We start from the raw sequence: 21,467 nt of genomic DNA on the forward strand, positions 1-21,467 counted from the left end.
GGGACGGGCAGGCGTCCCGCGCTGCCTCACAGTCCGGAGTAGCTGTGCAGCCCCTTGAAGAACAGGTTGACGACCGAGAAGTTGAACATCACGGCCGCGAACCCGATGAGGGCCAGCCAGGACGACCGCGCACCCCGCCATCCACGGGTCGCGCGCGCGTGGATGTACCCGGCGTAGATCACCCAGATGATGAAGGTCCAGACCTCCTTGGTGTCCCACCCCCAGTAGCGGCCCCAGGCACGCTCGGCCCAGATCGCGCCCGCGATGAGGGTGAAGGTCCAGAGCACGAACCCGACGAGCAGCACGCGGTAGGTCATGACCTCGAGCCGGTCGGCGTCGGGGAGGGTCTCCATGAAGCGGAGCTGCTTGACGTCGCCGCCGTGGCCCTGCCGGTAGGTCTGCACGAGCTGTGACACCGCGAGCCCGGCGCCGAGGGCGAAGAAGCCCGTGCCGCAGATCGCCACGAACACGTGGAGGACGAGCCAGTACGACTGCAGCGCCGGCGGGAGCGGCACGACGTCGACGTAGAAGTTGACGGTCGCGATGCCGAGCAGGATCAGGACGAGTCCGCTGACGAACACGCCGAGGAACTTCAGGTTCTGCCAGAACTGCACGGCGAGGAAGATCGCGACGATGATCCCGGTGCCGGTGAGCGAGAACTCGAACATGTTCGCCCACGGCACGCGGTGCGCGGCGACACCGCGGAGCACGATCGACCCGACGTGGATCACGAGCCCGAGCACCATCATCGCCATGCCGACGCGCTCGAAGCGGCTGCCCGACCGGGGCCGGTCGACCGGCGCCTCGACCCGCTCGAGCACGACCGTGCCGCCCTGGACCGTCGCGACCGTCCGCGCCTCGGCCCGCTGTTCCTGCCGCGCCGAGCGCTCGAGCTGCACGTCCCCGGACCGCTTGGCGACGTCGAGGATGAACGAGATGAACGCGATGAGGTACACGGCCATCGCCGAGTACACGAGGACGACCGAGTACTGCGCGAGGTCCGAGGTCATGTCGTTCACGCCCTGATGGTACCGCGCGCCCCTGACCGTGCCGGGGCCGGGGCGGTCGAGCGGCCGCAGTCTGAGCGGATCCGCACCGCGGACGTCCCCCGGTTCACACCGCTCCGGTCGACAGCTCGGGCCGCCGCGTCTGCGCCTCGCCCTCCGGGGGTTCCGCGAGCAGGTACAGGCCCGTCCCGCTGCCCGCCGCGTCGTCGAGTGCCGCGATCCACGCCCGGTTGAGGCGCGGAGGTCGGCCCCCGATGAACTTGAAGTGCAGCTCGCAGTACGGGTGCAACCAGATCGTGGTGCGGCCGTCGCCGACGCGGACGTCGTCCTTCCACGAGAACGCGAAGCTGTCCCCGCGTCGCAGCCGGTTCACGATCACGACCTGCAGGTGCGCGAGCGTGCGGTCCTCGATCTCCATCCCGAGGCGCATCGCGCCGTACGTCAGATGTCCCATCGCTCAGACCTCCTCGTCGCCCGGGGCGACGATGTCCTCGAGTCGTGTCGTGATGGGCTGCGGCTCGCGCAGGAGCATGATCCGCCGGCGGATCTCCGTCACCGTCTCGTCGTCGACGAGTTCCTCGCCGTCCGCGTCCGGGACGTCCGAGAGCACGATCTCGCTCGCCGGCCCGACGAGGAGCGACACGTGCACCACCGACCCGTCGGCGGCTCGGGCCGGGATCCGCACGGGCTCGGCCGTGGCCTGGTGCGCCAGCTCGGCCGCGTAGTCCACGACGGCATCGGCGATGGCGTCCCCCGTCAGCACGTGGGCGTCGCTGTAGTCGATCGAACGCATCGGGCCTCCTCCCGGTCGATGCAACCAGGACCCGCCCGTGCGCCGGTACGGGCTGAGCACGACCCGCACCGCCGGCGTCCCGATCGGGACGCCAGCGCGCGTCAGGTCAGCGAGGCCGCCGCCGTCGGCGCCACCCCGAGTCCGGCCGTGTGCCGCTCGGCGATCTCGTCCACCGCGCGCTCGAGGTTCGGGTCCTCGCCGCGCGCCAGACCGGCGTACTCGAGGTCGAAGCCGTCCTCGCCGGGGCGGCCGACGGCCTTGACCCACACCCGCCGACGCGGCACGAACAGCGAGGTGAGGAGTCCGGCGACCGCGAGGATCGCGAACCCGGCGACCCACAGCTGCGAGGCGTCGTGGTGGACGTCGAGCGAGACGTACCGCTTGACGCCGTTGAAGGTGATCGAGCCGGTGCCGTCGGGCAGTCGCTTCGTCTGGCCCGGCTCGAGCTCGATCGCGCCGTGCGCCGCCGTCGTCCCCGCGATCTGCCGCAGCCCCTTCGTCGAGAGCTGGTACACGGAGCGCGGGACGCCGTCGTCGAGGCCGAGGTCGCCCGTGTAGACCTGCAGGCTCAGCAGCGGGTTCTCGGTGTCCGGGTAGTTCGACGTGTAGGCGCCCGTCGCCTGCTTGACCGCAGTGGGGTAGAAGAACCCGACCATGCCGAGCTGGTCCGGCTGCGCGTCCGGCACCTTGACCACGCCGAGCGAGGTGTAGTTCGTGTCCTGCGGCAGGAACGGGACGACGTCCTCGAACGCCACGTGCCCGTCGCCGTCACGCACGGTGACGTCCATCGCGTACCCGTTGCCGAGCAGGTACACGTTCGTCCCGCCGATCGACAACGGGTCGTTCACCTTGATGGTGCGCTTGATCGCCGCACCGCCCTTGGTCCGGGCGGTCACGACGGCCTTGTAGTCCGTCGCCTGACCGAGCGCGTTGAGGTTCTTCTGCTCGTACGTCGTCGTGAAGTCGTCGAGCGTCAGGTTGTAGCCGTGCAGCTGCGACTGGCTGAACCAGCGCCCCGGGTTGAACGAGTCGTACGAGCCGAGCACGTTCGAGAACGTCTGGCCCTCGACGAGGAGCCGCTGCCCCGTGTAGCTGAACCCGCCACCGATGCCGACCGCGAGCAGGACACCGACGAGCGCGGTGTGGAACACGAGGTTCCCGGTCTCGCGCAGGTAGCCGCGCTCGGCGCTCACCGAGTCACCGAAGCGCTCCACCCGGTAGCCGGACCGCTTGAGGAGCGTCATCGCGCTCGTCACGGCGGTCTCGGCGGTCGGGAGGGCCGGAGCCGGGCCCGTCGCGGACCCCCCACCCGTGACCGTGGTCGGGTCGACCGCGATGCGCTGGTACCCGGCGAGGCGCCCGAGGCGGACCGGCGTGCGGGGCGGGCGGGTCCGGAGGGCCTGCCAGTGGTGGCGTGTCCGCGGGATGATGCAGCCGATCAGGGACACGAACAGCAGGAGGTAGATCGCGGAGAACCACACCGAGGTGTAGGTGTCGAACACCTGCAGCTTGTCGAGGACCGGGTACAACGTCGGGTGGTCGACCTGGTACTGCGTCACGCCGTTCGGGTCGGCCGTGCGCTGTGGCACGAGCGACCCGGGGATCGCGGCGAGCGCGAGCAGCATGAGCAGGAACAGCGCCGTGCGCATGCTCGTCAGCTGGCGCCAGAAGAACCGGACGTAGCCGAGGAACGACAGCGCGGGCTGGTTCACCCCGCCGTCGTCGCCGCCCCCACCGCCACCGCCGCCGGTACCGCCACCACCGGTGCCGCCCGACGTGGGGGCGGCGTCGACGTGGTCGGACGGGCGCATCGGATCGCCGACGATCGTCGTGCCGTCGGCCTCGTCCATGCCGGCGGAGGCAGCCGTGGACGTGCGGTCCGTGACCGGAACCGCTGCGGCGATCCGGGCCTCCCGGGTGTCAGACGAGCGGGACATAGCTCTGGATCACCGCCCCGACGCTCGACATGATGGCCGACCAGAGTCCGGTGACCATGAGCAGACCGATGACGATCAGGATCGCTCCTCCGATGACGTTGACGAGGCGGATGTGGCGCCGGACCGTGCGGAGGGCGCTCGACGCCCACCCGGCGCCGAGCGCGACGAGCAGGAACGGGATGCCGAGTCCGATGCAGTAGGCGACGCCGAGCCACATGCCCTGCCACGCGCTGCCGGCCTGCACGCTGAGCAGGTTGATCGCGGCGAGCGTCGGGCCGAGGCACGGGGTCCAGCCGAGGCCGAACACGACGCCGAGCAGCGGCGCCCCGACGAGGCCCGTGGCGGGCGACCAGGACGGCTTGACGGTGCGCTGCAGGAACGTGAACCGGCCGACGAACACCAACCCCATGGCGATGACGACGACCCCGAGCACCTGGGTGATGAGGTCGCGCCAGCGCACGAGCCAGAAGCCGAGCGCGCCGAACACGGTCGTGTACGCGACGAAGACGACCGTGAACCCGAGCACGAAGAACAGGACGCCGAGCAGGACGCGGCCACGACGTCGCCCGACCTCGGTGACGCCACCGACGTACCCGAGGTACCCGGGCACGAGCGGCAGCACGCAGGGCGACAGGAACGACACCAACCCGGCGAGCGCCGCGACGGGCAGTGCGACGGCCATCTGACCGCTGAGGATCGCGTCGGAGAAGGGGTTGCCGCCGGTCACGGGTCAGGCGTTCCCGTTGAGCTCGTCGCTCACGAGGGTGTCGATGATGCTCGACGAGTCGACCGCACCGAGGACGCGCGCGGCGACGCGTCCCTGCTTGTCGAGCACGATCGTGGTGGGGACGGAGTTCGGGGCGATCGTGCCCGAGAGGGCGAGCTGCATGGTCCCGTGGTCGGCGTCGAGGACCGAGCCGTACGCCGTCCGGAAGGTGCGCTCGAACGCCTGGGCGGTCGGCTTCCGGTCGCGCACGTTCACCCCGACGAACGCGACGTCCTTGCCCTGGAACGTCCCGTACGACTGGTTGAGGTACTTCGCCTCGGCGCGACAGGGCGGGCACCCGGCGTACCAGAAGTTGAGGACGACGACCTTGCCCTTGAGCGCGGCACTCGACACGTGGTCGCCGTCGTCGGTGGTGGCCGAGAAGGTCACGGGCGCGCTCCGCTTGTCGGCGGCGACCTCGGTCACCGCACCGTCGCCGGAGATGTAGTTCTGCGTGGTGCCCTTGCCGTACTGGTTCGTCAACTGGTCGTTCGAGCTCGACGAGCAGCCTGCGAGCGCGAGGGCCGCGACCACGGCACCGGTGATCGCGACGGCGAGGCGGGCGCGGGTCGAACGGCGCCGCGGTTGGACGGTCGTGCTGGTGGTGATCACACTGCTCCCATGTCGACGGCTCCGGCCCGGAGCGGACCCGCGGGATCGGCGTAGCCGACCTCGACGAAGCGCCCGCCACGGCGTTCCACGCTCGTGATGCTCGACAGCGCGCACCGACGGGCACGCGGGTCGTGCCAGAGGTGCTCGCCGGCCAGCCGGCGGTGCACCGTCCAGATCGGGAGCTGGTGGCTCACGAGGACGACGTCACCCCCGTCGATGCTCCCCCACGCGGTCTCGAGCGCGGCCGTCATGCGGTTCGCGATCGACGCGTAGGCCTCGCCCCAACTCGGCCGCAACGGGTTGGCGATCCACGGCCACTCCGTCGGCCGGGCGACCGACCGCCGCGTGAAGCCGGGCGGCTGGCCCTCGTAGCGGTTCGTCGGCTCGATGAGCCGCTCGTCGAGCCGGACGTCGAGGTCGTACGCCTCGGCCCACGGCGCGGCCGACTCCTGCGTCCGCTGCAGGGGCGATGCGACGACCGCACGGACGTCCACACCGGCGTCGACGAACGACCGCGCGGCGGCCTCGGCCATGCGTCGGCCGAGCTCGCTCAGCCGGAACCCCGGCAGGCGTCCGTACAGGACGCCATCGGGGTTGTGGACCTCGCCGTGACGAACGAGGTGCAAGCGGGTCGCGGGCATGCCCTCCAGTGTAGGTCGGGCGGCGCGTCCACCTCCCACCCAGTTGCCGCACGGGTATGCGGAACCGCTCAGCAGCGGCGTCCGGGAGGCCCGGGCGGGCCCGTCAGGACAGGTGGCCCGACAGCCGCGTGTGGATCCGCAGCGAGCGGGTGTCGAGCCCCACCACCTCGACGGTCGCACCGTGCATCGCGTACCGCTGCTCGATGGCGTCCAGCGCGGCGACCGTCGACGCGTCCCACACCTGGGCGCCGGCGAGGTCGATCTCCACCCGCGCCGGGTCCTCGGCGTACGAGAACCGCGTGGGCAGATCGCTCGACGAGGCGAAGAAGAGCGCGCCGTGCACGCGGTAGCGGACGAGGTCGCCACGGACCTCCCGCTCGACGGACACGACGTGGGCGACCCGCCGGGCGAACACGAGCGCGGACACGACGACGCCGATGAGCACGCCGGTGGCGAGGTTGTCGGTGAACACGACGACCACGACCGTGATCACCATGACGCCCGTCTCCCCGAGCGGCATCCGGCGGAGGGTCCGCGGACGGACGCTGTGCCAGTCGAACGTCGCGACGCACACCATGACCATGACGGCGGTGAGCGCCGCCATCGGGATCTCGGCGACCACCCCGCGCAGGGTCACCGTCAGCACGAGCACCGAGACGCCGGCGACGAAGGTCGAGACGCGGGTCCGGGCCCCGGCCGTCTTGACGTTGATGACCGTCTGGCCGATCATCGCGCAGCCGCCCGTGCCGCCGAAGAACGCACTGACGACGTTGGCGATGCCCTGCCCCCACGACTCGCGCCACCCGCTCGACCGGGTGTCCGTGAGCGCGTCGACGAGCTGTGCGGTGAGCAGGGTCTCGATGAGCCCCACGACCGCCATGCCGAAGGCCGTCGGGGCGATGATCCGCAGCGTCTCGAGGTCGAGCGGCACACGGATCCCGGCGAAGGTCGGCAGCGACGACGGCAGCGCGCCCTTGTCCCCGACCGTCGGGACGTCGACGTGGAACAGCAACGTGAGCGCGGTGACCACGATCACCGCGATGAGCGGGGCGGGCACCGCCTTCGTCAGGAGCGGGAACGCGATGATGATCGCGATGCCGAGCGCCGTGAGCGGCCAGACGACGACCGGCACGCCACGGCCGAACAGGTTCGGCAGCTGTGCGGTGAGGATGAGGATCGCGAGCGCGTTGACGAACGCGACGTTGACGCTCCGCGGGATGAACCGCATGAGACGAGCGACGCCGAGGAAGCCGAGCACGAGCTGGAACACACCGCCGAGGACGATCGTCGGCACGAGGTACGCGATGCCGTGGTCCCGGATGAGCGGCGCGACGACCAGCGCCACGGATCCGGCCGCCGCGGAGACCATGGCAGGACGACCTCCGACGAACGCGATCACGACCGCGATGACGAACGACGAGAACAGGCCGACCGCCGGGTCGACCCCGGCGACGATCGAGAACGAGATCGCCTCGGGGATCAGGGCGAGCGCCGTCACGACGCCGGCGAGCACCTCGCGCGTGAGCAAGCGCGGCGACCGCAGCGCCTGCAGCACGGAGTGGGCGACGGGTGCCGACGGACCGGACGGGACAGCTGCGGAGGTCATCGGCGACCACCTTACGGGCGGGCGTGAGCGCTCACCACGGCGTCCGACGCGGGACGGGGGCCGCCCGCTAGACTCGACCCCCGTGATCGAACGCACCCGCATCGCCGACCTCGCCGCACTCCCCGACGGTCCCGTGACCGTCGGCGGATGGGTCGAGACCGTCCGTGACCAGAAGAAGGTGCAGTTCGTCGTACTGCGCGACGAGACGGGCGCCGTCCAGCTCGTCAACCCCGCCGTCCGCGCCGTCGACGACGACGCCGACGACAGCGCACGTGCGGCGCTGACCACGACCGAGACGATCTCCGGGCTCGCGCACGGGACCTTCCTGGTGGCCCAGGGCACGCTCAAGCACGACGAGCGCGTCAAGCTCGGTGGCATCGAGGTCAAGATCGACCGCCTCGACGTCGTGACCGCCGCGCTCCCCGAGACGCCGATCGCCGATGACTCCTCGCTCGACAAGCGCCTCGACTGGCGGTTCCTCGACCTCCGGAACCGCAAACAGAACCTCGTGTTCCGGATCCAGACGACCCTCGAGCACGCGTTCCGGACCTACTGGGTCGAGCGCGACTTCATCGAGATCCACACGCCGAAGCTCATGGCGTCCGCGTCCGAGTCCCGCGCCGAGCTGTTCGAGCTGCCGTACTTCGACACGACGGCGTACCTGGCGCAGAGCCCGCAGAACTTCAAGCAGATGGCGCAGCCAGCCGGATTCGGCGCGGTGTTCGAGATCGCGGACGCGTTCCGGGCCGACCCGTCGTTCACCTCCCGGCACGCGACGGAGTTCACCAGCGTCGACGCCGAGATGAGTTGGGTCGAGTCCCACGAGGACGTCATGGCCATGCACGAGGAGCTCCTCGTCGCCGGCATCACCGCCGTGCAGGCCAAGTACGGCGTGGAGATCAGCGAGGTCTTCGGCTTCGAGCTCCAGGTCCCCACCGCGCCGTTCCCGCGCATCCCGCTCGCCGAGGCCCGCCGGATCGTCGCGGAGGGCGGCTACGAGATCCCCCGCGCCGACGGCGACCTCGACCCCGAGGGCGAGCGCCGGATCTCGGCGTACGCCAAGGAGCAGTTCGGCTCGGACTTCGTGTTCGTCACCGACTACGACGCCACGATCCGGCCGTACTACCACATGCGTCACGAGGACGACCCGACGCTCACGAAGAGCTACGACCTCATCTACAACGGCACCGAGATCTCCACGGGCGCCCAGCGCGAGCACCGCGTCGACGTCCTGACGCAGCAGGCGGTCGAGAAGGGCCTGGACCCCGCCGAGCTCGAGTGGTACCTCGACTTCTTCCGCTACGGCGTCCCCCCGCACGGTGGCTTCGGCATGGGCCTGGCCCGGGTGCTCATGCTCATGCTCGGCCAGTCGTCGATCCGCGAGGTCACGTACCTGTTCCGCGGTCCCACCCGTCTGCTCCCGTAGCGGTTCCCGACCGCACGACAGGAGGCGCTGCTCCCCACCGGGGCAGCGCCTCCCGCGTGTGCGGCAGCGACGGCCGGGAGGCGCGGCTCAGGCCTCCCAGTCGATGGCGGTCCGCCCCGTGACCATCCCGCGGACGGTGTCGGCGGCGGCCTGGTGCTCGGGGTGGACCTGGTAGGCCTCGAGCCCGGCGAGGTCGTCGAACGTGGCGACCACCGCGACGTCCGCGTTGCTGCCGGGGTACGCCACGTTGTCGACCACGCGGATGGAGCGGATCGACGGCACGACGCCGTCGAGGCCTTCGAGCACGGCGCGGATGTGGGCGATCGCCTCGTGACGGACGACGTCGTCGCGCAAGCGCCAGGCGACGACGTGGTGGATCACGCGCGGGCCTCGGCCGCGGCGAGCGCACGCTCGAACCGCTCGGCGTCGACGCGCCAGGTGCTGTGGACCCGGCCGTCGACGATGACCACGGGGATGTCCTCCGCGTACTCCTCGCGCAGGGCGTCGTCCCGGAGGATGTCCCGCTCCTCGAACACGACGTCGGGGTGGGCGTCGAGCACGGAGCGGACGATCGGACGGGCGTCGTCGCACAGGTGGCATCCGGGCTTGGTCAGGAGCGTCACGGTGGGCACCCGTCCAGCGTAGTGCGGAGACGACGAAGCCCCGGCCGGTGATCGGTCGGGGCTCTCGTGGTGAGCAGGTCCGGTAGGACCTACTTCTTGTTGCGACGCTGGTGGCGCGTCTTGCGCAGCAGCTTGCGGTGCTTCTTCTTCGCCATGCGCTTGCGGCGCTTCTTGATGACAGAACCCATACGGCCCTCCTACGGCTGATGTGGACACCGGGTCGGAGACCGCGGAAAAATACCTCGTGCGACATTACCGGAGCCGACCGGCGTTGTCGAACGGCGTGGGCGTGGCGCGCTCAACCGACGTCGGCGACACCACCGCGGAGCATCTCCGCGACGGCGGACTCCGGGACCCGGAACGACCGGCCGAAGCGGATGGCGGGGAGCTCCCCCGCGTGCACCATGCGGTAGACCGTCATCTTCGAGACGCGCATCATCTCGGCGACCTCAGCGACCGTGAGGAACCGCACGTCGTCGAAGTTGCCGGCCATGCTCTGCCTTCAGGAGGGGCCCGGCGCCTCCGGACCATGGTGTGACCTGCGTGGTCTCTGGCAACCATAGGGGCGGCCGTGGCGCGGTGTCCAGCCCGCCCGCTGCCCCGGGAACGGGGGTCAGTCGTCGTCCTCGCCGGCACGCCGCTGGAGCCGACGCCGCACCGGGTCCACCACGCGCTCCCAGCCTGTCTGCGCCCCCGAGATCGCCGTCGTGGCGCGGAAGGACGCCTCGGCCATCACCCGTCCGAGTTCGGTGCCGACGTCCACCCGAGACCGTCCCGCGGCGCCGCGGCGCACCGACACGGGGCGGCCGTCGGGGGTCCACGCCGTGGTCGCCGGGACCTCCTCGGCAGCGACGACACCGGTGAACGGTGCGAGCCATTCCTCGACGCCGACGAGGGGCTCCGGGTCGAGGCGGTAGTAGCGGTGCTGGCCCTCGTCGCGCGTGCGCACCAGGCCGGCGTCGCGGAGCACCCGGAGGTGTTTCGACACCGTCGGTTGGCTGATCCCGAGGCGCGTGACGAGCGCACCCACGCTGAGTTCGCCGACGGACCCGGCCGCGCCGTACTCCTCGAGCAGGGTTGCGAGCAGTCGGCGCCGCGTGGGGTCCGCGATCACGCCGAAGATGTCGGGCATGCGCTCAGGGTAACGGGGCGCGCGCGGCGAGGGCCATCCGGACGCCCTCGGGGTGCCCCAGGGCGCGTGCGTCAGAGCGCGGCGAGCTCCGCGGCTCGGGCGATGGCGGCATCGGCGGCACGGCGGAGGGTCCCCTCGAGGTCCGCGTCCTCGAGGACCGCGATCGCCCGCTCGGTCGTGCCCTTCGGACTCGTCACCGCGCGCCGGAGGGCCTCGGGGCCGTCGTCCGACGTGGCGAGGAGCTCGACCGCGCCGCGGAGCGTGCCCTCGACCATGACCCGCGCCTGCTCGCGGTCGAACCCGAGCGACTCGGCCGCACGCCGCCACTGTTCGACGAGCAGGAACACGTAGGCGGGCCCGGACCCGGACACCGCGCTGAGGGCGTCGAGCTGGGCCTCGGGGACCTCGAGCACATCGCCCGAGACCGCGAAGAGGGACGAAGCGAGCGCGACCGCCGCCGCGTCGGCGCGACTGCCCCCGCTGACCCCGGTGACACCGCGGCCGACGCGCACGGGGGTGTTCGGCAGCGCCCGGACGACCCGCACGCCCTCCGGCACCAGGGACTCCATCGTCACACTCGTCACCCCGACGGCGACACTCACCACCACCGCGTCCGGCTCGAGGTCGGCCCGCACCTCGCGCAGCAGGTCGGCGACGAGGAACGGCTTGACCCCGACGACGACGAGCCCCGCCCCGCGCACGGCGCGCCGGTTCGCCTCCGGGTCGGTCTCCACGGCGACGGCGTCGAGGCCCCGGACGCGGAGCGCCTCGGCGGACGGCTCCGACCGGTTCGTGACGGCGAAGCGATCCGCGGGAACGCCTGCGGCGACCAGGCCGTCCAGGACCGCTCCCGACATGGATCCGACGCCGAGCATCGCGGTACGTGGCAGATCGAGGACCATCCGGCCATCCTAGGATCTGACCGACCGCACAGGAACGAGAGCAGGGCTGGGCACCATGAGCGCATCCGGAGGCAACAGGGCGATCGTCGCGGCCCTCGGCGCGAACGTCGGCATCGCCGTGGTCAAGTTCATCGCGGCCGCGATCAGCGGATCGGCGTCGATGCTCGCCGAGGGCGTCCACTCCCTCGCCGACTCGGTCAACCAGGTCCTGCTCATCATCGGCGGCCGACGGTCGAAGCGGTCGGCGGACGAGGAACACCCGTTCGGCTACGGCCGCGAACGGTACCTGTACGCCTTCGTCGTGTCGATCATCCTGTTCTCGATCGGCGGCGTGTTCTCGCTGTACGAGGGCATCGAGAAGCTCGAGCACCCGCACCCCCTGGAGACCTGGTGGCTCCCGCTGGCGGTGCTCGCGATCTCCATCCTGCTCGAGGGCTTCTCGCTCCGGACGGCGTTGCGGGAGGCCCGGTCCGACCGCGGGGACCAGTCCCTGGTGCAGTACATCCGTCGGGCCAAGGCACCCGAACTCCCGATCGTCATGCTCGAGGACACGGCGGCGCTCACCGGGCTCGTGTTCGCGTTCCTCGGCGTCGGTCTGACGGCGCTCACCGGCAACGGCGTCTTCGACGCGATCGGCACGATCCTCATCGCCCTCCTGCTCGTCGCCGTCGCGGTCGTACTCGGTGTCGAGACGAAGAGCCTGCTGCTCGGCGAGGGGGCGACGCCCGCGGACCTGCAGGCGATCAAGCGGGCGATCCTCGACGGCCCGGAGGTCGACTCGATCATCCACATGAAGACCCTGTACCTCGGCCCGGACGAGCTCATGGTGGCGGCGAAGGTCGCGGTGGACGGGGACCGTCGCCTGGGGGACGTCGCGGCGGGCATCGACGCCCTGGAGGCCCGGGTCCGGTCCGTCGTGCCCGTCGCCCGGGTCATCTACATCGAGCCCGACGTCCGGCACGACGCCCCGCGGCCGCCGACCGAGGCGATCATCATCCGCGCGGCCGACTGACGCGTCCTCCCCCGGTCGGGAGGCCGAGCGACCGTCCACAGGGAAGGCACGCCTTCGTGGCGGAGCCGGCCGGGCCTCCGCCACGATCGGAGCATGTCCGTGTTGCAGAACGTGTTCCTGGCTCTCCACTTCATCGGTCTCGCCGCCGTGATCGGCGCCTTCCTCGCGCAGGTCCGGCGCAAGGAGCACATCGAGACCCAATGGCTCGTCATCGGCCTCGTGACGCAGCTCGTGACCGGTCTGGCACTCATGGGCATCATCGACGCGACCACCCACGGCGGGTCGAACCACGTCAAGCTCGGGGTCAAGCTCGTCATCGCGCTGATCGCCCTCACGACGGCGTTCGTGGCGCGGTCGCGGCAGCGCCGGGCCGACGCGGGGACGGCCGGACCGAAGGCGGCGCTGCCGTTCTTCCACACGACCGGAGCGCTCGCGATCGTCAACGTGCTCATCGCCGTGTTCTGGCACTGAGGCGCGTCCGGTCGCCGAGCGGCCTCAGCGTCTCGCGGCGAAGAACGTGTCGAGCATCGCGGCACAGGGCTGTTCGAGCACGCCGCCGACGACCTCGGCCCGGTGTGGGAGTCGTCGATCGCGCGCGATGTCGTAGACGCTGCCCGACGCACCCGCCTTCGGATCCCACGCGCCGAACACGATCCGGGGTACCCGGGCGGCGAGCACGGCGCCGGCGCACATCGGGCACGGCTCGAGCGTGACGACGAGGGTGTGCTGCTCGAGGTGCCAGTCCCCCGTGCGTGCCGCGGCGGCGCGGAGTGCGAGCACCTCGGCGTGCGCGGTCGGATCCTGTCGGGCCTCCCGTTCGTTGCGCCCCGTGGCGACCACCGCACCGGTCGCGTCGAGCACGACCGCGCCGACCGGGACGTCCCCCGTCGCGAGACACGCGCGGGCCTCGTCGAGCGCCCGTTCCATCGCGGCCACCCACGGCCGGGCCGCCGGGTGCTCGCCCCGGTCCGCTCCGCCGCCGATGCCCGAGGGTCCGGGGCCGACCGGCCCGGGTCCGTGCTGCCGGTGCTCCACTCGCCCTCCTCGTCCGCCGCGGTGGCGCCTCCGTGGCCGGTACCCTTGAGCGTATGCGAGTCCACGTCGCCGACCACCCGCTCATCACGCACAAGTTGTCGGTGCTCCGCGACCGCACGACGCCCGCACCGACGTTCCGCGCTCTGACCGAGGAGCTCGTGACGCTCCTCGCGTACGAGGCGACGCGCAACGTGCGAGTGACCGCGACCGCGATCGAGACCCCCGTCGCGAACACCGTCGGCGTCGCCATCGCCAAGCCGCGTCCGCTCGTCGTGCCGATCCTCCGAGCGGGCCTCGGGATGCTCGAGGGCATGGTCAAGCTCGTGCCGACGGCCGAGGTCGGGTTCCTCGGCATGGCGCGCAACGAGGAGACCCTCGAGCCCCAGACGTACGCCGAGCGCCTGCCCGAGGACCTGTCGAACCGGCAGTGCTTCGTCCTCGACCCGATGCTCGCGACCGGTGGCTCCCTGACGGCCGCGATCGAGTTCCTGTTCGACCGGGGCGCCGTGGACGTCACCGCCGTCTGCATCCTCGCCGCGCCCGAAGGGCTCGCCGCGGTCGAGGAGGCCACCGCGGGCAAGGACGTCACGATCGTCCTCGGTGCCCTCGACGAGCGACTCGACGACCGCGGGTACATCGTGCCCGGACTCGGCGACGCGGGCGACCGGTTGTACGGACTCGCCGAGTAGCCCCTTCCACCGCCCTCGCAGGCTCGGTCGGCGCTGGCGTCGCGCGGCGCTGGCGCGCCGCCTCAGCTCCAGCGCGCGGACTCGCCGAGTAGCCCCTTCCACCGCCCTCGCAGGCTCGGTCGGCGCTGGCGTCGCGCGGCGCTGGCGCGCCGCCTCAGCTCCAGCGCGCGGACTCGCCGAGTAGCCCCTTCCACCGCCCTCGCAGGCTCGGTCGGCGCTGGCGTCGCGCGGCGCTGGCGCGCCGCCTCAGCTCCAGCGCGCGGACTCGCCGAGTAGCCCCTTCCACCGCCCTCGCAGGCTCGGTCGGCGCTGGCGTCGCGCGGGGCGCACGTCCGCACGTCCGCCGGGACAGTTGACAGCCCCCTGGTATACCGCCGATACTCGCCCCATGACTGTTTCCTCGTCCACCCGCGTCCTCATCGAGGTCCAGGGGACTGCCGGCATGATGATGCCGGGCATGGCGGTCATGTGTTGTCGAATGTGTGCCTGACCGGCACCCGTTCCAGCCGGACCCACCCCGACGGCGACCCCGTCCTGTGTGCGGTCCCCGGGATCCGGCGCCGACGACCATCGTGATCGTCGACGCGGAGGCACCCGCTCCCCTCGGTCCGTCCCGCCCTCGAACCCCCTCGCCGGGGTCCGGGCAGCGCGGCCGCCGCGACCGAGGACGCATTCGACGCACCGGCGCTCCGAGCGCCACAGCCAGGAGGACTCCCATGTCACTCACCATCGATCGCCCGCGACACACCACCGCCCCCGCCGACACCGCGCTCGCCGGCGCTGCCTCGCCGACCCAGGCCGGGCCGGCTCTCCCCACGGCCCAGCACGCCCGCACTGCTGCGCCCGTGCGTACCCCCGCTGCCGGCATCGCCCTGCCCGCCCGTGCCGCACGGCCTGCGCCCGCTGCCGAGGACGTCCCGACGAGTCCCGTCGTCGCTCCCGCCCGGAGCCGCGCTCTGCCCGAGGGCACGGAGGCACGCGGATTCGCCCTCTACGTCGGGATCGACGAGGCGAAGGCGGCTGCGGCCGGCACCTCGCTCGCGGCCATCGTCGAGCAGCTCAAGGCCCTGACGGCCCAACTCGCCCCCGCCGCCGAGACCTACGCGGCGGTCGCCGTGGCGGCCGAGGGCTCCGGGGGCCGCGACGTCGAGGTGGTGCGCCTCGCGCTGCAGGACCGATCCGCGGTCGCGGCGCGGAAGCAGACCTCGCCCGCTGAGCCCGAGGAGACCGGCGTCGTGATCGACATCTCGCGCAAGCGGGTCGTGCTCGACGGCGAGACCGCACCGCTGACGTACAAGGAATTCGAGCTCCTCCAGTTCCTCGTGCTCCGCGAGGGCCGGACGGTCGACCGCCAGGCGATCATCGAGGGACTCTGGGCGGACGGCGAGGACGAGACGCCGAACGAGCGGACCATCGACGTGCACGTCCGACGCCTCCGCTCGAAGCTCGGTGCCTTCGAGGAGATCGTGCGGACGGTCCGGGGTGTCGGCTACCGGTTCGACCGGCACGCGGACGTCGCCGTGCGGTACGCCTCCACGCCGTCCCCCGACCTCTTCTGACGGCCGCGGGGGCTCCCGGCGTCGGCATCGGGCGCTCTGGGTGAACTCGCAGTGAAACAACGATTCGGTACCTACCGCTCGTTACCACCTCGTTATATTCTGACGGAGCAGTCGCTGTTTGCTGTGGCAGCGGTTGCGGAATGTGATTGCAGGACACTCTTGGGTGCAAGGGAGGAGGGCGGCCACCACGCCTCTGGTGGCCGCCCTTCGTCGTGTCCGAGCCGGTCGGGCGTCCGACCCCGTCGATACAGTTGGCGGAGGTCGGAAGGAGCCGCAGTGAGTGACACATCGAAGGCCGTCGCCGCGTGGGAGGCCCTGTTCCGCGCGCAGGTCACCGTGATGCGCAACCTCAACACCGCGTTCCCGTCGTCCGACATCTCGTTCAACGAGTACGACGTCTGCTACAACCTGTCCAAGCAGCCCGGACGGCGCCTCCGGATGCGGGACCTGACCGGCCAGCTCCTGCTGACCCAGCCGAGCATCAGCCGCCTCGTCGAACGGCTGGCGGCCCGCGGCGTCGTCGAGAAACTCCCCGATCCGACGGACGCGCGCGGTGTGATCGTCGCGTTGACGACACACGGCTTCGACCTCTACCGCACCGTGGCGAAGCAACACGCCGCCACCATCGCCGAGCAGGTCGGCGCCGGACTCGACGACGACGAGCTGGGCGAGCTCGAACACCTGTGCACGAAGCTGCGCACGGCCGCCGCTGCCGCCACCGACGGCACCACGGCGCACCCGGCGCACCCGGCGCTCCGCGCGAACCCGGACCCGTCGGCCTCCGATCTGGCCTCCGACACCCTGCCGAGCGTGTGAGCGGCGCGCTCGTCTGGCTGCGGGACGACCTGCGCCTCCACGACAACCCCGCCCTGCACGCCGCCGTCACGGCCGGCGGCCCGGTCACCGTGGCGTACGTCCTCGACGACCAGTCGGAGGGCCTCCGTCCGTTCGGTGGCGCCGCGCGCTGGTGGCTGCACGGGTCGCTCGCCGCGCTCGACGCCGACCTCCGGGCCCGCGGGAACCGCCTCGTCCTGCGCCGGGGTGCCGCGGCCACCGTGATCGACGAGCTCGTGCGCGACACCAGGGCGGACACGATCCTCTGGAACCGTCGGTACGGCGCCGCAGAACGCGCGATCGACACGGGGATCAAGCAGTCGCTCACCGACCGCGGTCACGTCGTGCACAGCGCGGCGGCGGCGCTGCTCTGGGAGCCGTGGACGCTCGCCACCGGCCAGGGCCAGCCCTACCGGGTGTTCTCGCCGTTCTGGCGCGCGGCGCAGGCGATGCCGACACCCCGCGAACCGCTCCCGCGGCCCGTGACGGTGCCGGCCGGGCCGTCTGTGGCGAGCGACGCCCTCGACGACTGGGGTCTGCTGCCGACCCGACCGGACTGGGCCGGCGGCCTGCGCGCGACCTGGACCCCCGGCGAGGCCGGAGCCGCGGCCCGGTTCCGCCACTTCCTCGAGCACGGTCTCGAGGACTACGACCAGCGTGACCAGCCGTCGGCCGACGCCGCGAGCGGACTGAGCCCGCACATCCGCTGGGGCGAGATCAGCCCGTACCAGCTCTGGCACCGTCTGCACGGCGAGCTCACGCCCGCGCAGCGTCGGCAGGCGCCGTCGTTCCTCCGACAGCTGGCCTGGCGCGAGTTCAACTGGCACGAGCTGTACCACGAGCCGGACATGGCGACCGTGAACGTCCGCCCCGAGTTCGACGCCTTCCCGTGGCGCTCCGCGTCGTCGGACGAGCTCGACCGCTGGCGGTACGGCCGCACCGGCATCGACCTCGTGGACGCCGGCATGCGGGAGCTCTGGCACACCGGCGCGATGCACAACCGCGTCCGCCTGGTCGTCGGGAGTTTCCTCGTCAAGAACCTGCTCGTCGACTGGCGCGTCGGCGAGCAGTGGTTCTGGGACACCCTCGTCGACGCCGACTCCGCGAACAACGCCGGCAACTGGCAGTGGGTGGCCGGTTCCGGGTTCGACGCCGCCCCCTTCTTCCGCGTCTTCAACCCGCAGCTCCAGGCGGACAAGTTCGATCCCCACCGGAGCTACATCCGGCAGTGGATCCCGGCGGACGAGGTCCGGCCGGAACCGATGGTCGACCTCAAGTCGAGCCGCGCCCGAGCCCTCGACGCCTACCAGCAGATGCGGGCCGTGTGACCAGCGCATCCTCGTCGGACGCCGCTCCCGACAACGCCGCCTCCGCCAGGGCTCCACGACCCGCGGACCGTGTCCCCGCGGACGTCCTGAGCCGCATCGACGACCTGTTCCGGCAGCGTGTGGAGCGCGGTGTCGCGCCGAGTAGCGCGTGGGGCGTGTTCGACCGCCAGGGCCTCGTCGCCAGTGGCGGCCACGGGGACCGCGGTGACGGACGAGCGCCCGACCAGGACACGGCGTACCGGATCGCCTCGTGCACGAAGAGCGTCACCGCCGCGGCCCTGCTGCTCCTCGCCGAACGGGGCCTGCTCGACCCCGACGACCCGGTGACCGCGTTCGTGCCCGCGTTCGCGTCGGTCGCACTGCCCCGCCCGGACGCCCCCGTCCCGACGCTGCGGATGCTGCTGACGATGTCCGCCGGGTTCCCGACCGACGACCCCTGGGCCGACCGGCAGGAGTCCCTGTCCGACGACGCGTTCGACGGCGTGCTCCGCGGCGGCCTGCTCTTCGACCGGGTGCCGGGAACGGGCTTCGCCTACTCGAACCTCGGTTACGCACTGCTCGGCCGTGTCGTGGCGCGGGTGAGCGGTCGGCCGTACCAGCGCTTCGCGACCGAGGAGCTGCTCGACCCGCTCGGGCTCACCCGGACGGCGTTCACCGCGCCCGACGGGGCCGCGCTCGCGTCCGGGTACCGCTCGGGCCCGGACGGCTGGGAACGGCTGCCGTTCACCGGCCCGGGTGCGTTCTCGAGCATCGGCGGTCTGTTCTCGACGGTCACGGACCTCGCGGCGTGGGCGCGGTTCCTGGCCGCCGCGTTCGACGGCATCGGCGTCGGGACGACCGGGGCGGCGGCGTGGTCCGGGTCGGCGCCACTGTCGGCAGCCGACCGTCGTGCCATGCAGCAGGCGTCACGGACGATCCCGGGCGGGACGGGTCTCCCGGGTCTGCGGGATCGCCCTGCCGGGTACGGCTTCGGGCTGTTCGTCGAACAGGACCCGGTGGTCGGGACGATCGTGTCGCACTCGGGCGGCTACCCGGGCTTCTCCGCACACATGCGATGGAGCACGGCCGACGGCGTCGGCGTGGTCGCGTTCGAGAACGCGACCGGGGCTCGGGTGCCGATGGCCGCGACGGAGGCGCACGACCTCCTGCTGTCCGCACGACCCGCACACCCTGCGGTCCCGGTGCTCGACGTGACGCGACGTGCGCAGGCGGCCGTGACGCGCCTCCTGGCCGACGGGTTCCCCGACGACCTCGCCGACGCGGTGTGCACCCCGAACGTCGCGATGGACGTGCCCTACGAACGCCGCCGTGCAGCCGTCCGGGAGGCCCTGTCCGCGTCCGGCGCGGACCTCACGGCCCGCCCCGTGCGCGAGGAGACGCGGTCACCCACGCACCTGGTGTGGTGGCACCGGGGGAGCACCGGTCTGCTGCGGGTCGAGATCCGTCTCGCTCCGATCGCGGCCGGACTCGTGCAGACGCTCACGGTCCGGGTGGAGGACGCGCCTCCGGTCTGACCGGCTGCGGACGCCTGTGGAACGTGCACGGGCACACGACCACCTCCGGTAGCATTCCACATGCCAGTCGACCTCGACGACACCGGAGGACAGGACCGCCGTGCCACGCAGACCCGATCCCAGCATCAAGCCCGCGATCGTCGAACGCGTCGCCGCGCATCTACGGGCCACACCGATCGAGGCCGTCACGCTGCGCGGCGTGGGTCGGGCCCTCGGCACCAGCGCGTACCCGCTCGTGTACCACTTCGGATCCCGGGACGCCTTGGTGGACGCCGTGGTGGAGCACCTCGAGCGGACGTGCGACCACGTGGAGCTCGACTCCGCCGCGACGCCGACGGACCTCCGCAGCTGGTTCCGGGAGCAGTTCGGCAACCTCGGCGATCCCGATCGGTACTTGGCCGCGCGGTTGACGTTCGAGCTCGGCGCGACCGAGCCGCTCCGCGGCGGATGTCGGCACCGCCCGCGGCACGACCGCCAGGTCGCGTCCGTCGTCGCGTGGTGCCGGCATCACGACGTCACTGATCCCGAGCGACGGGGGCGCGAGGCCGTCCTGTACGCGCGGGGCGTGCAGTGGGGCGGTGTGCTCGACGGCGACCAGCAGGCGGCGGACCAGGCGCTGCACCGGATCGCACGCACGTTGGCCCTCGCCGCCGGACGTGCCGATGCGGCGGTGGGGTCGATCGACACCACGGGGCCGGACGCCGAGCACGACGAAGGCCGCCCCGAACGGGGCGGCCTCCGTGTCGAACCTGATCGCGATCGCGGCGTCGTGCCGGACCGCGACGGTCAGGTCAGAGCGTGACGAACGACTGCGCCTTGGCGTTGGCGAAGCGCGCGGCGACGTTCTCCCAGTCGACGATGTTCCACACGGCCTTGACGTAGTCCGCCTTGACGTTGAGGTAGTCGAGGTAGAACGCGTGCTCCCACATGTCGAGCATGAAGATCGGGACGAGCCCGAACGGGATGTTGCCCTGCTGGTCGAACAGCTGGAACGTCGTGAGCTGCTGCCCCACGATGTCCCAGGCGAGCACCGACCAGCCCGAGCCCTGGATGCCCGTGGCGACCGCGGAGAACTGGGCCTTGAACTGGTCGAACGAGCCGAAGAACTCGTCGATCGCCGCGGCGAGCTCACCCTCGGGCACCTTCGTGTCCGGGCCGAGGTTCGTCCAGAAGATCGAGTGGTTCACGTGGCCACCGAGGTTGAACGCGAGGTCCTTCTCGAGCTTGTTGACGTTCGCGAGGTTGCCCGACTCACGGGCCTCACCGAGCTGCTGCAGGGCGGTGTTCGCCCCCGCCACGTAGGTCGCGTGGTGCTTGTCGTGGTGGAGCTGCATGATCTTGCCGCTGATGTGCGGCTCGAGCGCGGCGTAGTCGTACGGCAGTTCCGGAAGGGTGTACTCAGCCATCGGATGTCCTTTCGTGTTGGGTTGGACGTGCGGGTCCCGCGGCCGGATGGACCAGCCGGGAACGATCGGTGAGGGAGTGGAACTCCCGGTTGTGGTAGACGAGCGGCTCACCCTGCTCGAGGCCGAGCACGATGTCGAGCACCTCGGCGACGACCACCGTCGAGCTGCCGATCGGCGTCGTCGAGAGCGGACGGCACCGCAGGACCGATGCCGCCGCGGGCAGGTACCAGTCGCCGGAGGGCAGGCGCTCCCAGATGCCCGGCTCGTCGACGGACGGACTCCCCGTGGAGGCGAAGCGCCGGGCGAGCTCCACGCCGCCCGCGTGCATCAGGTGGACCACGAACAGCGGCGCACCGAGCACCGCACCGGCCGACCCGGAGTTCGTCGACAGCGAGAACACGAGGACGGGCGGGTCGACCGCCACCGACGCCACCGACGACGCCGTGAGCCCGGTCGGACCGTCGGGTGTGTCCGCCGTGATGACCGCGACCCCCGCAGGGTGTCCGCGGAACGCCGCCTTGTAGGCGTCGGTCAGGTCACCGGGGGTGCCCGGCACGGACTGGGGGGTGTCGACCTGGGGCATCAGTCGGGCTCGTTCTCTTCCTCTTCGGGCGCGACCCGTCAGGGCCACGTCCCAACGTAGGA

The 21,467-nt window shown here is 71.7% G+C and carries 26 protein-coding genes; 9 read left to right on the forward strand and 17 right to left on the reverse strand.

The genetic code is table 11. The annotated features are described in order from the left end of the window. Window positions 1-26: 26 nt before the first annotated feature. The 8 genes from ccsB to DEI92_RS11360 all read right to left on the reverse strand — a co-directional run bounded on the left by ccsB (window position 27) and on the right by DEI92_RS11360 (window position 7,362). The gene (gene ccsB / locus DEI92_RS11325; RefSeq protein WP_111009420.1) at window positions 27-1,010 is read right to left on the reverse strand and encodes a c-type cytochrome biogenesis protein CcsB; all 984 of its coding nucleotides are present in this window, start codon (window positions 1,008-1,010) and stop codon (window positions 27-29) included. Window positions 1,011-1,113: 103 nt separating this feature from the next. After that, window positions 1,114-1,461, reverse strand: coding sequence for an ATP-dependent DNA ligase (locus DEI92_RS11330; RefSeq protein ID WP_111009419.1), 348 nt, complete (start codon window positions 1,459-1,461; stop codon window positions 1,114-1,116). 3 nt (window positions 1,462-1,464) lie between these two features. Further along, window positions 1,465-1,800 carry a hypothetical protein gene (locus DEI92_RS11335; RefSeq protein WP_111009418.1) on the reverse strand — a complete coding sequence of 112 codons (336 nt, stop codon included), beginning with the start codon at window positions 1,798-1,800 and terminating at the stop codon, window positions 1,465-1,467. A 101-nt stretch (window positions 1,801-1,901) separates the two neighbouring features. Beyond that, window positions 1,902-3,650 carry a cytochrome c biogenesis protein ResB gene (locus DEI92_RS11340; protein ID WP_375342543.1) on the reverse strand — a complete coding sequence of 583 codons (1,749 nt, stop codon included), beginning with the start codon at window positions 3,648-3,650 and terminating at the stop codon, window positions 1,902-1,904. Between the two features lie 70 nt (window positions 3,651-3,720). Further along, on the reverse strand, window positions 3,721-4,419 hold the full coding sequence (locus DEI92_RS11345) for a cytochrome c biogenesis CcdA family protein (RefSeq protein WP_111009609.1): 699 nt from the start codon (window positions 4,417-4,419) through the stop codon (window positions 3,721-3,723). A gap of 48 nt (window positions 4,420-4,467) precedes the next feature. Then, entirely contained in the window at window positions 4,468-5,115 is a 648-nt protein-coding gene (locus DEI92_RS11350) for a TlpA disulfide reductase family protein (RefSeq protein WP_258368505.1), read from the reverse strand. Next, window positions 5,112-5,756 (reverse strand): histidine phosphatase family protein, encoded by a 645-nt coding sequence (locus DEI92_RS11355; RefSeq protein WP_111013552.1) that lies wholly within the window; start codon window positions 5,754-5,756, stop codon window positions 5,112-5,114. The genes DEI92_RS11350 and DEI92_RS11355 overlap by 4 nt, the downstream gene beginning before the upstream one ends. 103 nt (window positions 5,757-5,859) lie before the next feature. Then, entirely contained in the window at window positions 5,860-7,362 is a 1,503-nt protein-coding gene (locus DEI92_RS11360; protein WP_111013553.1) for a SulP family inorganic anion transporter, read from the reverse strand. A gap of 82 nt (window positions 7,363-7,444) precedes the next feature. On the opposite strand from DEI92_RS11360, the gene aspS reads away from it, so the two are divergent. Next, complete coding sequence (aspS, locus tag DEI92_RS11365) at window positions 7,445-8,788, forward strand: aspartate--tRNA(Asn) ligase (protein ID WP_111013554.1); 1,344 nt, start codon at window positions 7,445-7,447, stop codon at window positions 8,786-8,788. Window positions 8,789-8,875: 87 nt separating this feature from the next. Here aspS and DEI92_RS16540 read toward each other — a convergent pair whose 3' ends face one another. The 6 genes from DEI92_RS16540 to proC form a co-directional block, all read right to left on the reverse strand. Next, complete coding sequence (locus tag DEI92_RS16540) at window positions 8,876-9,169, reverse strand: Dabb family protein (RefSeq protein WP_181434852.1); 294 nt, start codon at window positions 9,167-9,169, stop codon at window positions 8,876-8,878. Beyond that, window positions 9,166-9,420: a glutaredoxin family protein gene (locus DEI92_RS16545; RefSeq protein WP_181434854.1), complete on the reverse strand. Its 255-nt coding sequence runs from the start codon at window positions 9,418-9,420 to the stop codon at window positions 9,166-9,168. Before DEI92_RS16545 ends, DEI92_RS16540 begins: the two co-directional genes overlap by 4 nt. A gap of 80 nt (window positions 9,421-9,500) precedes the next feature. Beyond that, window positions 9,501-9,599 (reverse strand): 30S ribosomal protein bS22, encoded by a 99-nt coding sequence (locus DEI92_RS11375; protein ID WP_003792170.1) that lies wholly within the window; start codon window positions 9,597-9,599, stop codon window positions 9,501-9,503. Between the two features lie 110 nt (window positions 9,600-9,709). Continuing rightward, entirely contained in the window at window positions 9,710-9,904 is a 195-nt protein-coding gene (locus DEI92_RS11380) for a helix-turn-helix domain-containing protein (RefSeq protein ID WP_111009413.1), read from the reverse strand. A gap of 120 nt (window positions 9,905-10,024) precedes the next feature. Further along, window positions 10,025-10,543 (reverse strand): helix-turn-helix transcriptional regulator, encoded by a 519-nt coding sequence (locus tag DEI92_RS16970; RefSeq protein ID WP_111009412.1) that lies wholly within the window; start codon window positions 10,541-10,543, stop codon window positions 10,025-10,027. Window positions 10,544-10,614: 71 nt separating this feature from the next. Beyond that, complete coding sequence (gene proC, locus DEI92_RS11390; RefSeq protein WP_111013556.1) at window positions 10,615-11,445, reverse strand: pyrroline-5-carboxylate reductase; 831 nt, start codon at window positions 11,443-11,445, stop codon at window positions 10,615-10,617. A 55-nt stretch (window positions 11,446-11,500) separates the two neighbouring features. Here proC and DEI92_RS11395 point away from each other — a divergent pair, with 55 nt between their 5' ends. Both DEI92_RS11395 and DEI92_RS11400 read left to right on the forward strand, forming a co-directional pair. Continuing rightward, complete coding sequence (locus DEI92_RS11395; protein ID WP_111013557.1) at window positions 11,501-12,457, forward strand: cation diffusion facilitator family transporter; 957 nt, start codon at window positions 11,501-11,503, stop codon at window positions 12,455-12,457. A gap of 93 nt (window positions 12,458-12,550) precedes the next feature. Beyond that, window positions 12,551-12,928 (forward strand): hypothetical protein, encoded by a 378-nt coding sequence (locus DEI92_RS11400; protein ID WP_111013558.1) that lies wholly within the window; start codon window positions 12,551-12,553, stop codon window positions 12,926-12,928. 24 nt (window positions 12,929-12,952) lie between these two features. Here the strand turns inward: DEI92_RS11400 and DEI92_RS11405 are convergent, their stop codons facing one another. After that, window positions 12,953-13,384 (reverse strand): nucleoside deaminase, encoded by a 432-nt coding sequence (locus DEI92_RS11405; protein ID WP_111009606.1) that lies wholly within the window; start codon window positions 13,382-13,384, stop codon window positions 12,953-12,955. A 161-nt stretch (window positions 13,385-13,545) separates the two neighbouring features. On the opposite strand from DEI92_RS11405, the gene upp reads away from it, so the two are divergent. The 6 genes from upp (at window position 13,546) to DEI92_RS11435 (ending at window position 20,218) form a co-directional block, all read left to right on the forward strand. Continuing rightward, window positions 13,546-14,181, forward strand: a complete 636-nt coding sequence (gene upp, locus DEI92_RS11410; RefSeq protein WP_111009408.1) for a uracil phosphoribosyltransferase — start codon at window positions 13,546-13,548, stop codon at window positions 14,179-14,181. A gap of 716 nt (window positions 14,182-14,897) precedes the next feature. Then, window positions 14,898-15,740: a winged helix-turn-helix domain-containing protein gene (locus DEI92_RS11415; RefSeq protein WP_258370178.1), complete on the forward strand. Its 843-nt coding sequence runs from the start codon at window positions 14,898-14,900 to the stop codon at window positions 15,738-15,740. A gap of 276 nt (window positions 15,741-16,016) precedes the next feature. Further along, entirely contained in the window at window positions 16,017-16,556 is a 540-nt protein-coding gene (locus DEI92_RS11420; protein ID WP_309146665.1) for a MarR family winged helix-turn-helix transcriptional regulator, read from the forward strand. Then, window positions 16,553-17,902: a deoxyribodipyrimidine photo-lyase gene (locus DEI92_RS11425; RefSeq protein ID WP_111009406.1), complete on the forward strand. Its 1,350-nt coding sequence runs from the start codon at window positions 16,553-16,555 to the stop codon at window positions 17,900-17,902. Before DEI92_RS11420 ends, DEI92_RS11425 begins: the two co-directional genes overlap by 4 nt. Continuing rightward, window positions 17,899-19,416, forward strand: a complete 1,518-nt coding sequence (locus DEI92_RS11430) for a serine hydrolase (protein WP_181434855.1) — start codon at window positions 17,899-17,901, stop codon at window positions 19,414-19,416. Before DEI92_RS11425 ends, DEI92_RS11430 begins: the two co-directional genes overlap by 4 nt. Window positions 19,417-19,516: 100 nt before the next feature. Further along, entirely contained in the window at window positions 19,517-20,218 is a 702-nt protein-coding gene (locus DEI92_RS11435; protein ID WP_111013560.1) for a TetR/AcrR family transcriptional regulator, read from the forward strand. On the opposite strand, the gene DEI92_RS11440 is transcribed toward DEI92_RS11435, so the two are convergent. Together DEI92_RS11440 and DEI92_RS11445 are read right to left on the reverse strand one after the other, a co-directional pair. Further along, window positions 20,208-20,822, reverse strand: coding sequence for a superoxide dismutase (locus DEI92_RS11440; RefSeq protein ID WP_111009403.1), 615 nt, complete (start codon window positions 20,820-20,822; stop codon window positions 20,208-20,210). The genes DEI92_RS11435 and DEI92_RS11440 overlap by 11 nt on opposite strands. Continuing rightward, window positions 20,815-21,405: a flavin reductase family protein gene (locus DEI92_RS11445; protein WP_111013561.1), complete on the reverse strand. Its 591-nt coding sequence runs from the start codon at window positions 21,403-21,405 to the stop codon at window positions 20,815-20,817. Before DEI92_RS11445 ends, DEI92_RS11440 begins: the two co-directional genes overlap by 8 nt. Window positions 21,406-21,467 lie beyond the last annotated feature (62 nt).

It is taken from the genome of Curtobacterium sp. MCBD17_034 (assembly GCF_003234515.1).
Classification (GTDB): Bacteria; Actinomycetota; Actinomycetes; order Actinomycetales; family Microbacteriaceae; genus Curtobacterium.

Excerpts from the sequence above, each read along its gene's own strand:
- DEI92_RS11400 (WP_111013558.1), top strand. The coding sequence starts at position 12,551 with ATGTCCGTGTTGCAGAACGTGTTCCTGGCTCTCCACTTCATCGGTCTC.
- DEI92_RS11340 (WP_375342543.1), bottom strand. The coding sequence starts at position 3,650 with ATGGACGAGGCCGACGGCACGACGATCGTCGGCGATCCGATGCGCCCG.
- DEI92_RS11360 (WP_111013553.1), bottom strand. The coding sequence starts at position 7,362 with ATGACCTCCGCAGCTGTCCCGTCCGGTCCGTCGGCACCCGTCGCCCAC.
- DEI92_RS11330 (WP_111009419.1), bottom strand. The coding sequence starts at position 1,461 with ATGGGACATCTGACGTACGGCGCGATGCGCCTCGGGATGGAGATCGAG.
- DEI92_RS11355 (WP_111013552.1), bottom strand. The coding sequence starts at position 5,756 with ATGCCCGCGACCCGCTTGCACCTCGTTCGTCACGGCGAGGTCCACAAC.
- ccsB (WP_111009420.1), bottom strand. The coding sequence starts at position 1,010 with ATGACCTCGGACCTCGCGCAGTACTCGGTCGTCCTCGTGTACTCGGCG.
- DEI92_RS11375 (WP_003792170.1), bottom strand. The coding sequence starts at position 9,599 with ATGGGTTCTGTCATCAAGAAGCGCCGCAAGCGCATGGCGAAGAAGAAG.
- DEI92_RS11440 (WP_111009403.1), bottom strand. The coding sequence starts at position 20,822 with ATGGCTGAGTACACCCTTCCGGAACTGCCGTACGACTACGCCGCGCTC.
- DEI92_RS11395 (WP_111013557.1), top strand. The coding sequence starts at position 11,501 with ATGAGCGCATCCGGAGGCAACAGGGCGATCGTCGCGGCCCTCGGCGCG.
- DEI92_RS11345 (WP_111009609.1), bottom strand. The coding sequence starts at position 4,419 with ATGGCCGTCGCACTGCCCGTCGCGGCGCTCGCCGGGTTGGTGTCGTTC.
- DEI92_RS11445 (WP_111013561.1), bottom strand. The coding sequence starts at position 21,405 with ATGCCCCAGGTCGACACCCCCCAGTCCGTGCCGGGCACCCCCGGTGAC.
- DEI92_RS11335 (WP_111009418.1), bottom strand. The coding sequence starts at position 1,800 with ATGCGTTCGATCGACTACAGCGACGCCCACGTGCTGACGGGGGACGCC.
- upp (WP_111009408.1), top strand. The coding sequence starts at position 13,546 with ATGCGAGTCCACGTCGCCGACCACCCGCTCATCACGCACAAGTTGTCG.
- DEI92_RS11405 (WP_111009606.1), bottom strand. The coding sequence starts at position 13,384 with ATGGAACGGGCGCTCGACGAGGCCCGCGCGTGTCTCGCGACGGGGGAC.
- DEI92_RS11415 (WP_258370178.1), top strand. The coding sequence starts at position 14,898 with ATGTCACTCACCATCGATCGCCCGCGACACACCACCGCCCCCGCCGAC.
- DEI92_RS11380 (WP_111009413.1), bottom strand. The coding sequence starts at position 9,904 with ATGGCCGGCAACTTCGACGACGTGCGGTTCCTCACGGTCGCTGAGGTC.
- proC (WP_111013556.1), bottom strand. The coding sequence starts at position 11,445 with ATGGTCCTCGATCTGCCACGTACCGCGATGCTCGGCGTCGGATCCATG.
- DEI92_RS16970 (WP_111009412.1), bottom strand. The coding sequence starts at position 10,543 with ATGCCCGACATCTTCGGCGTGATCGCGGACCCCACGCGGCGCCGACTG.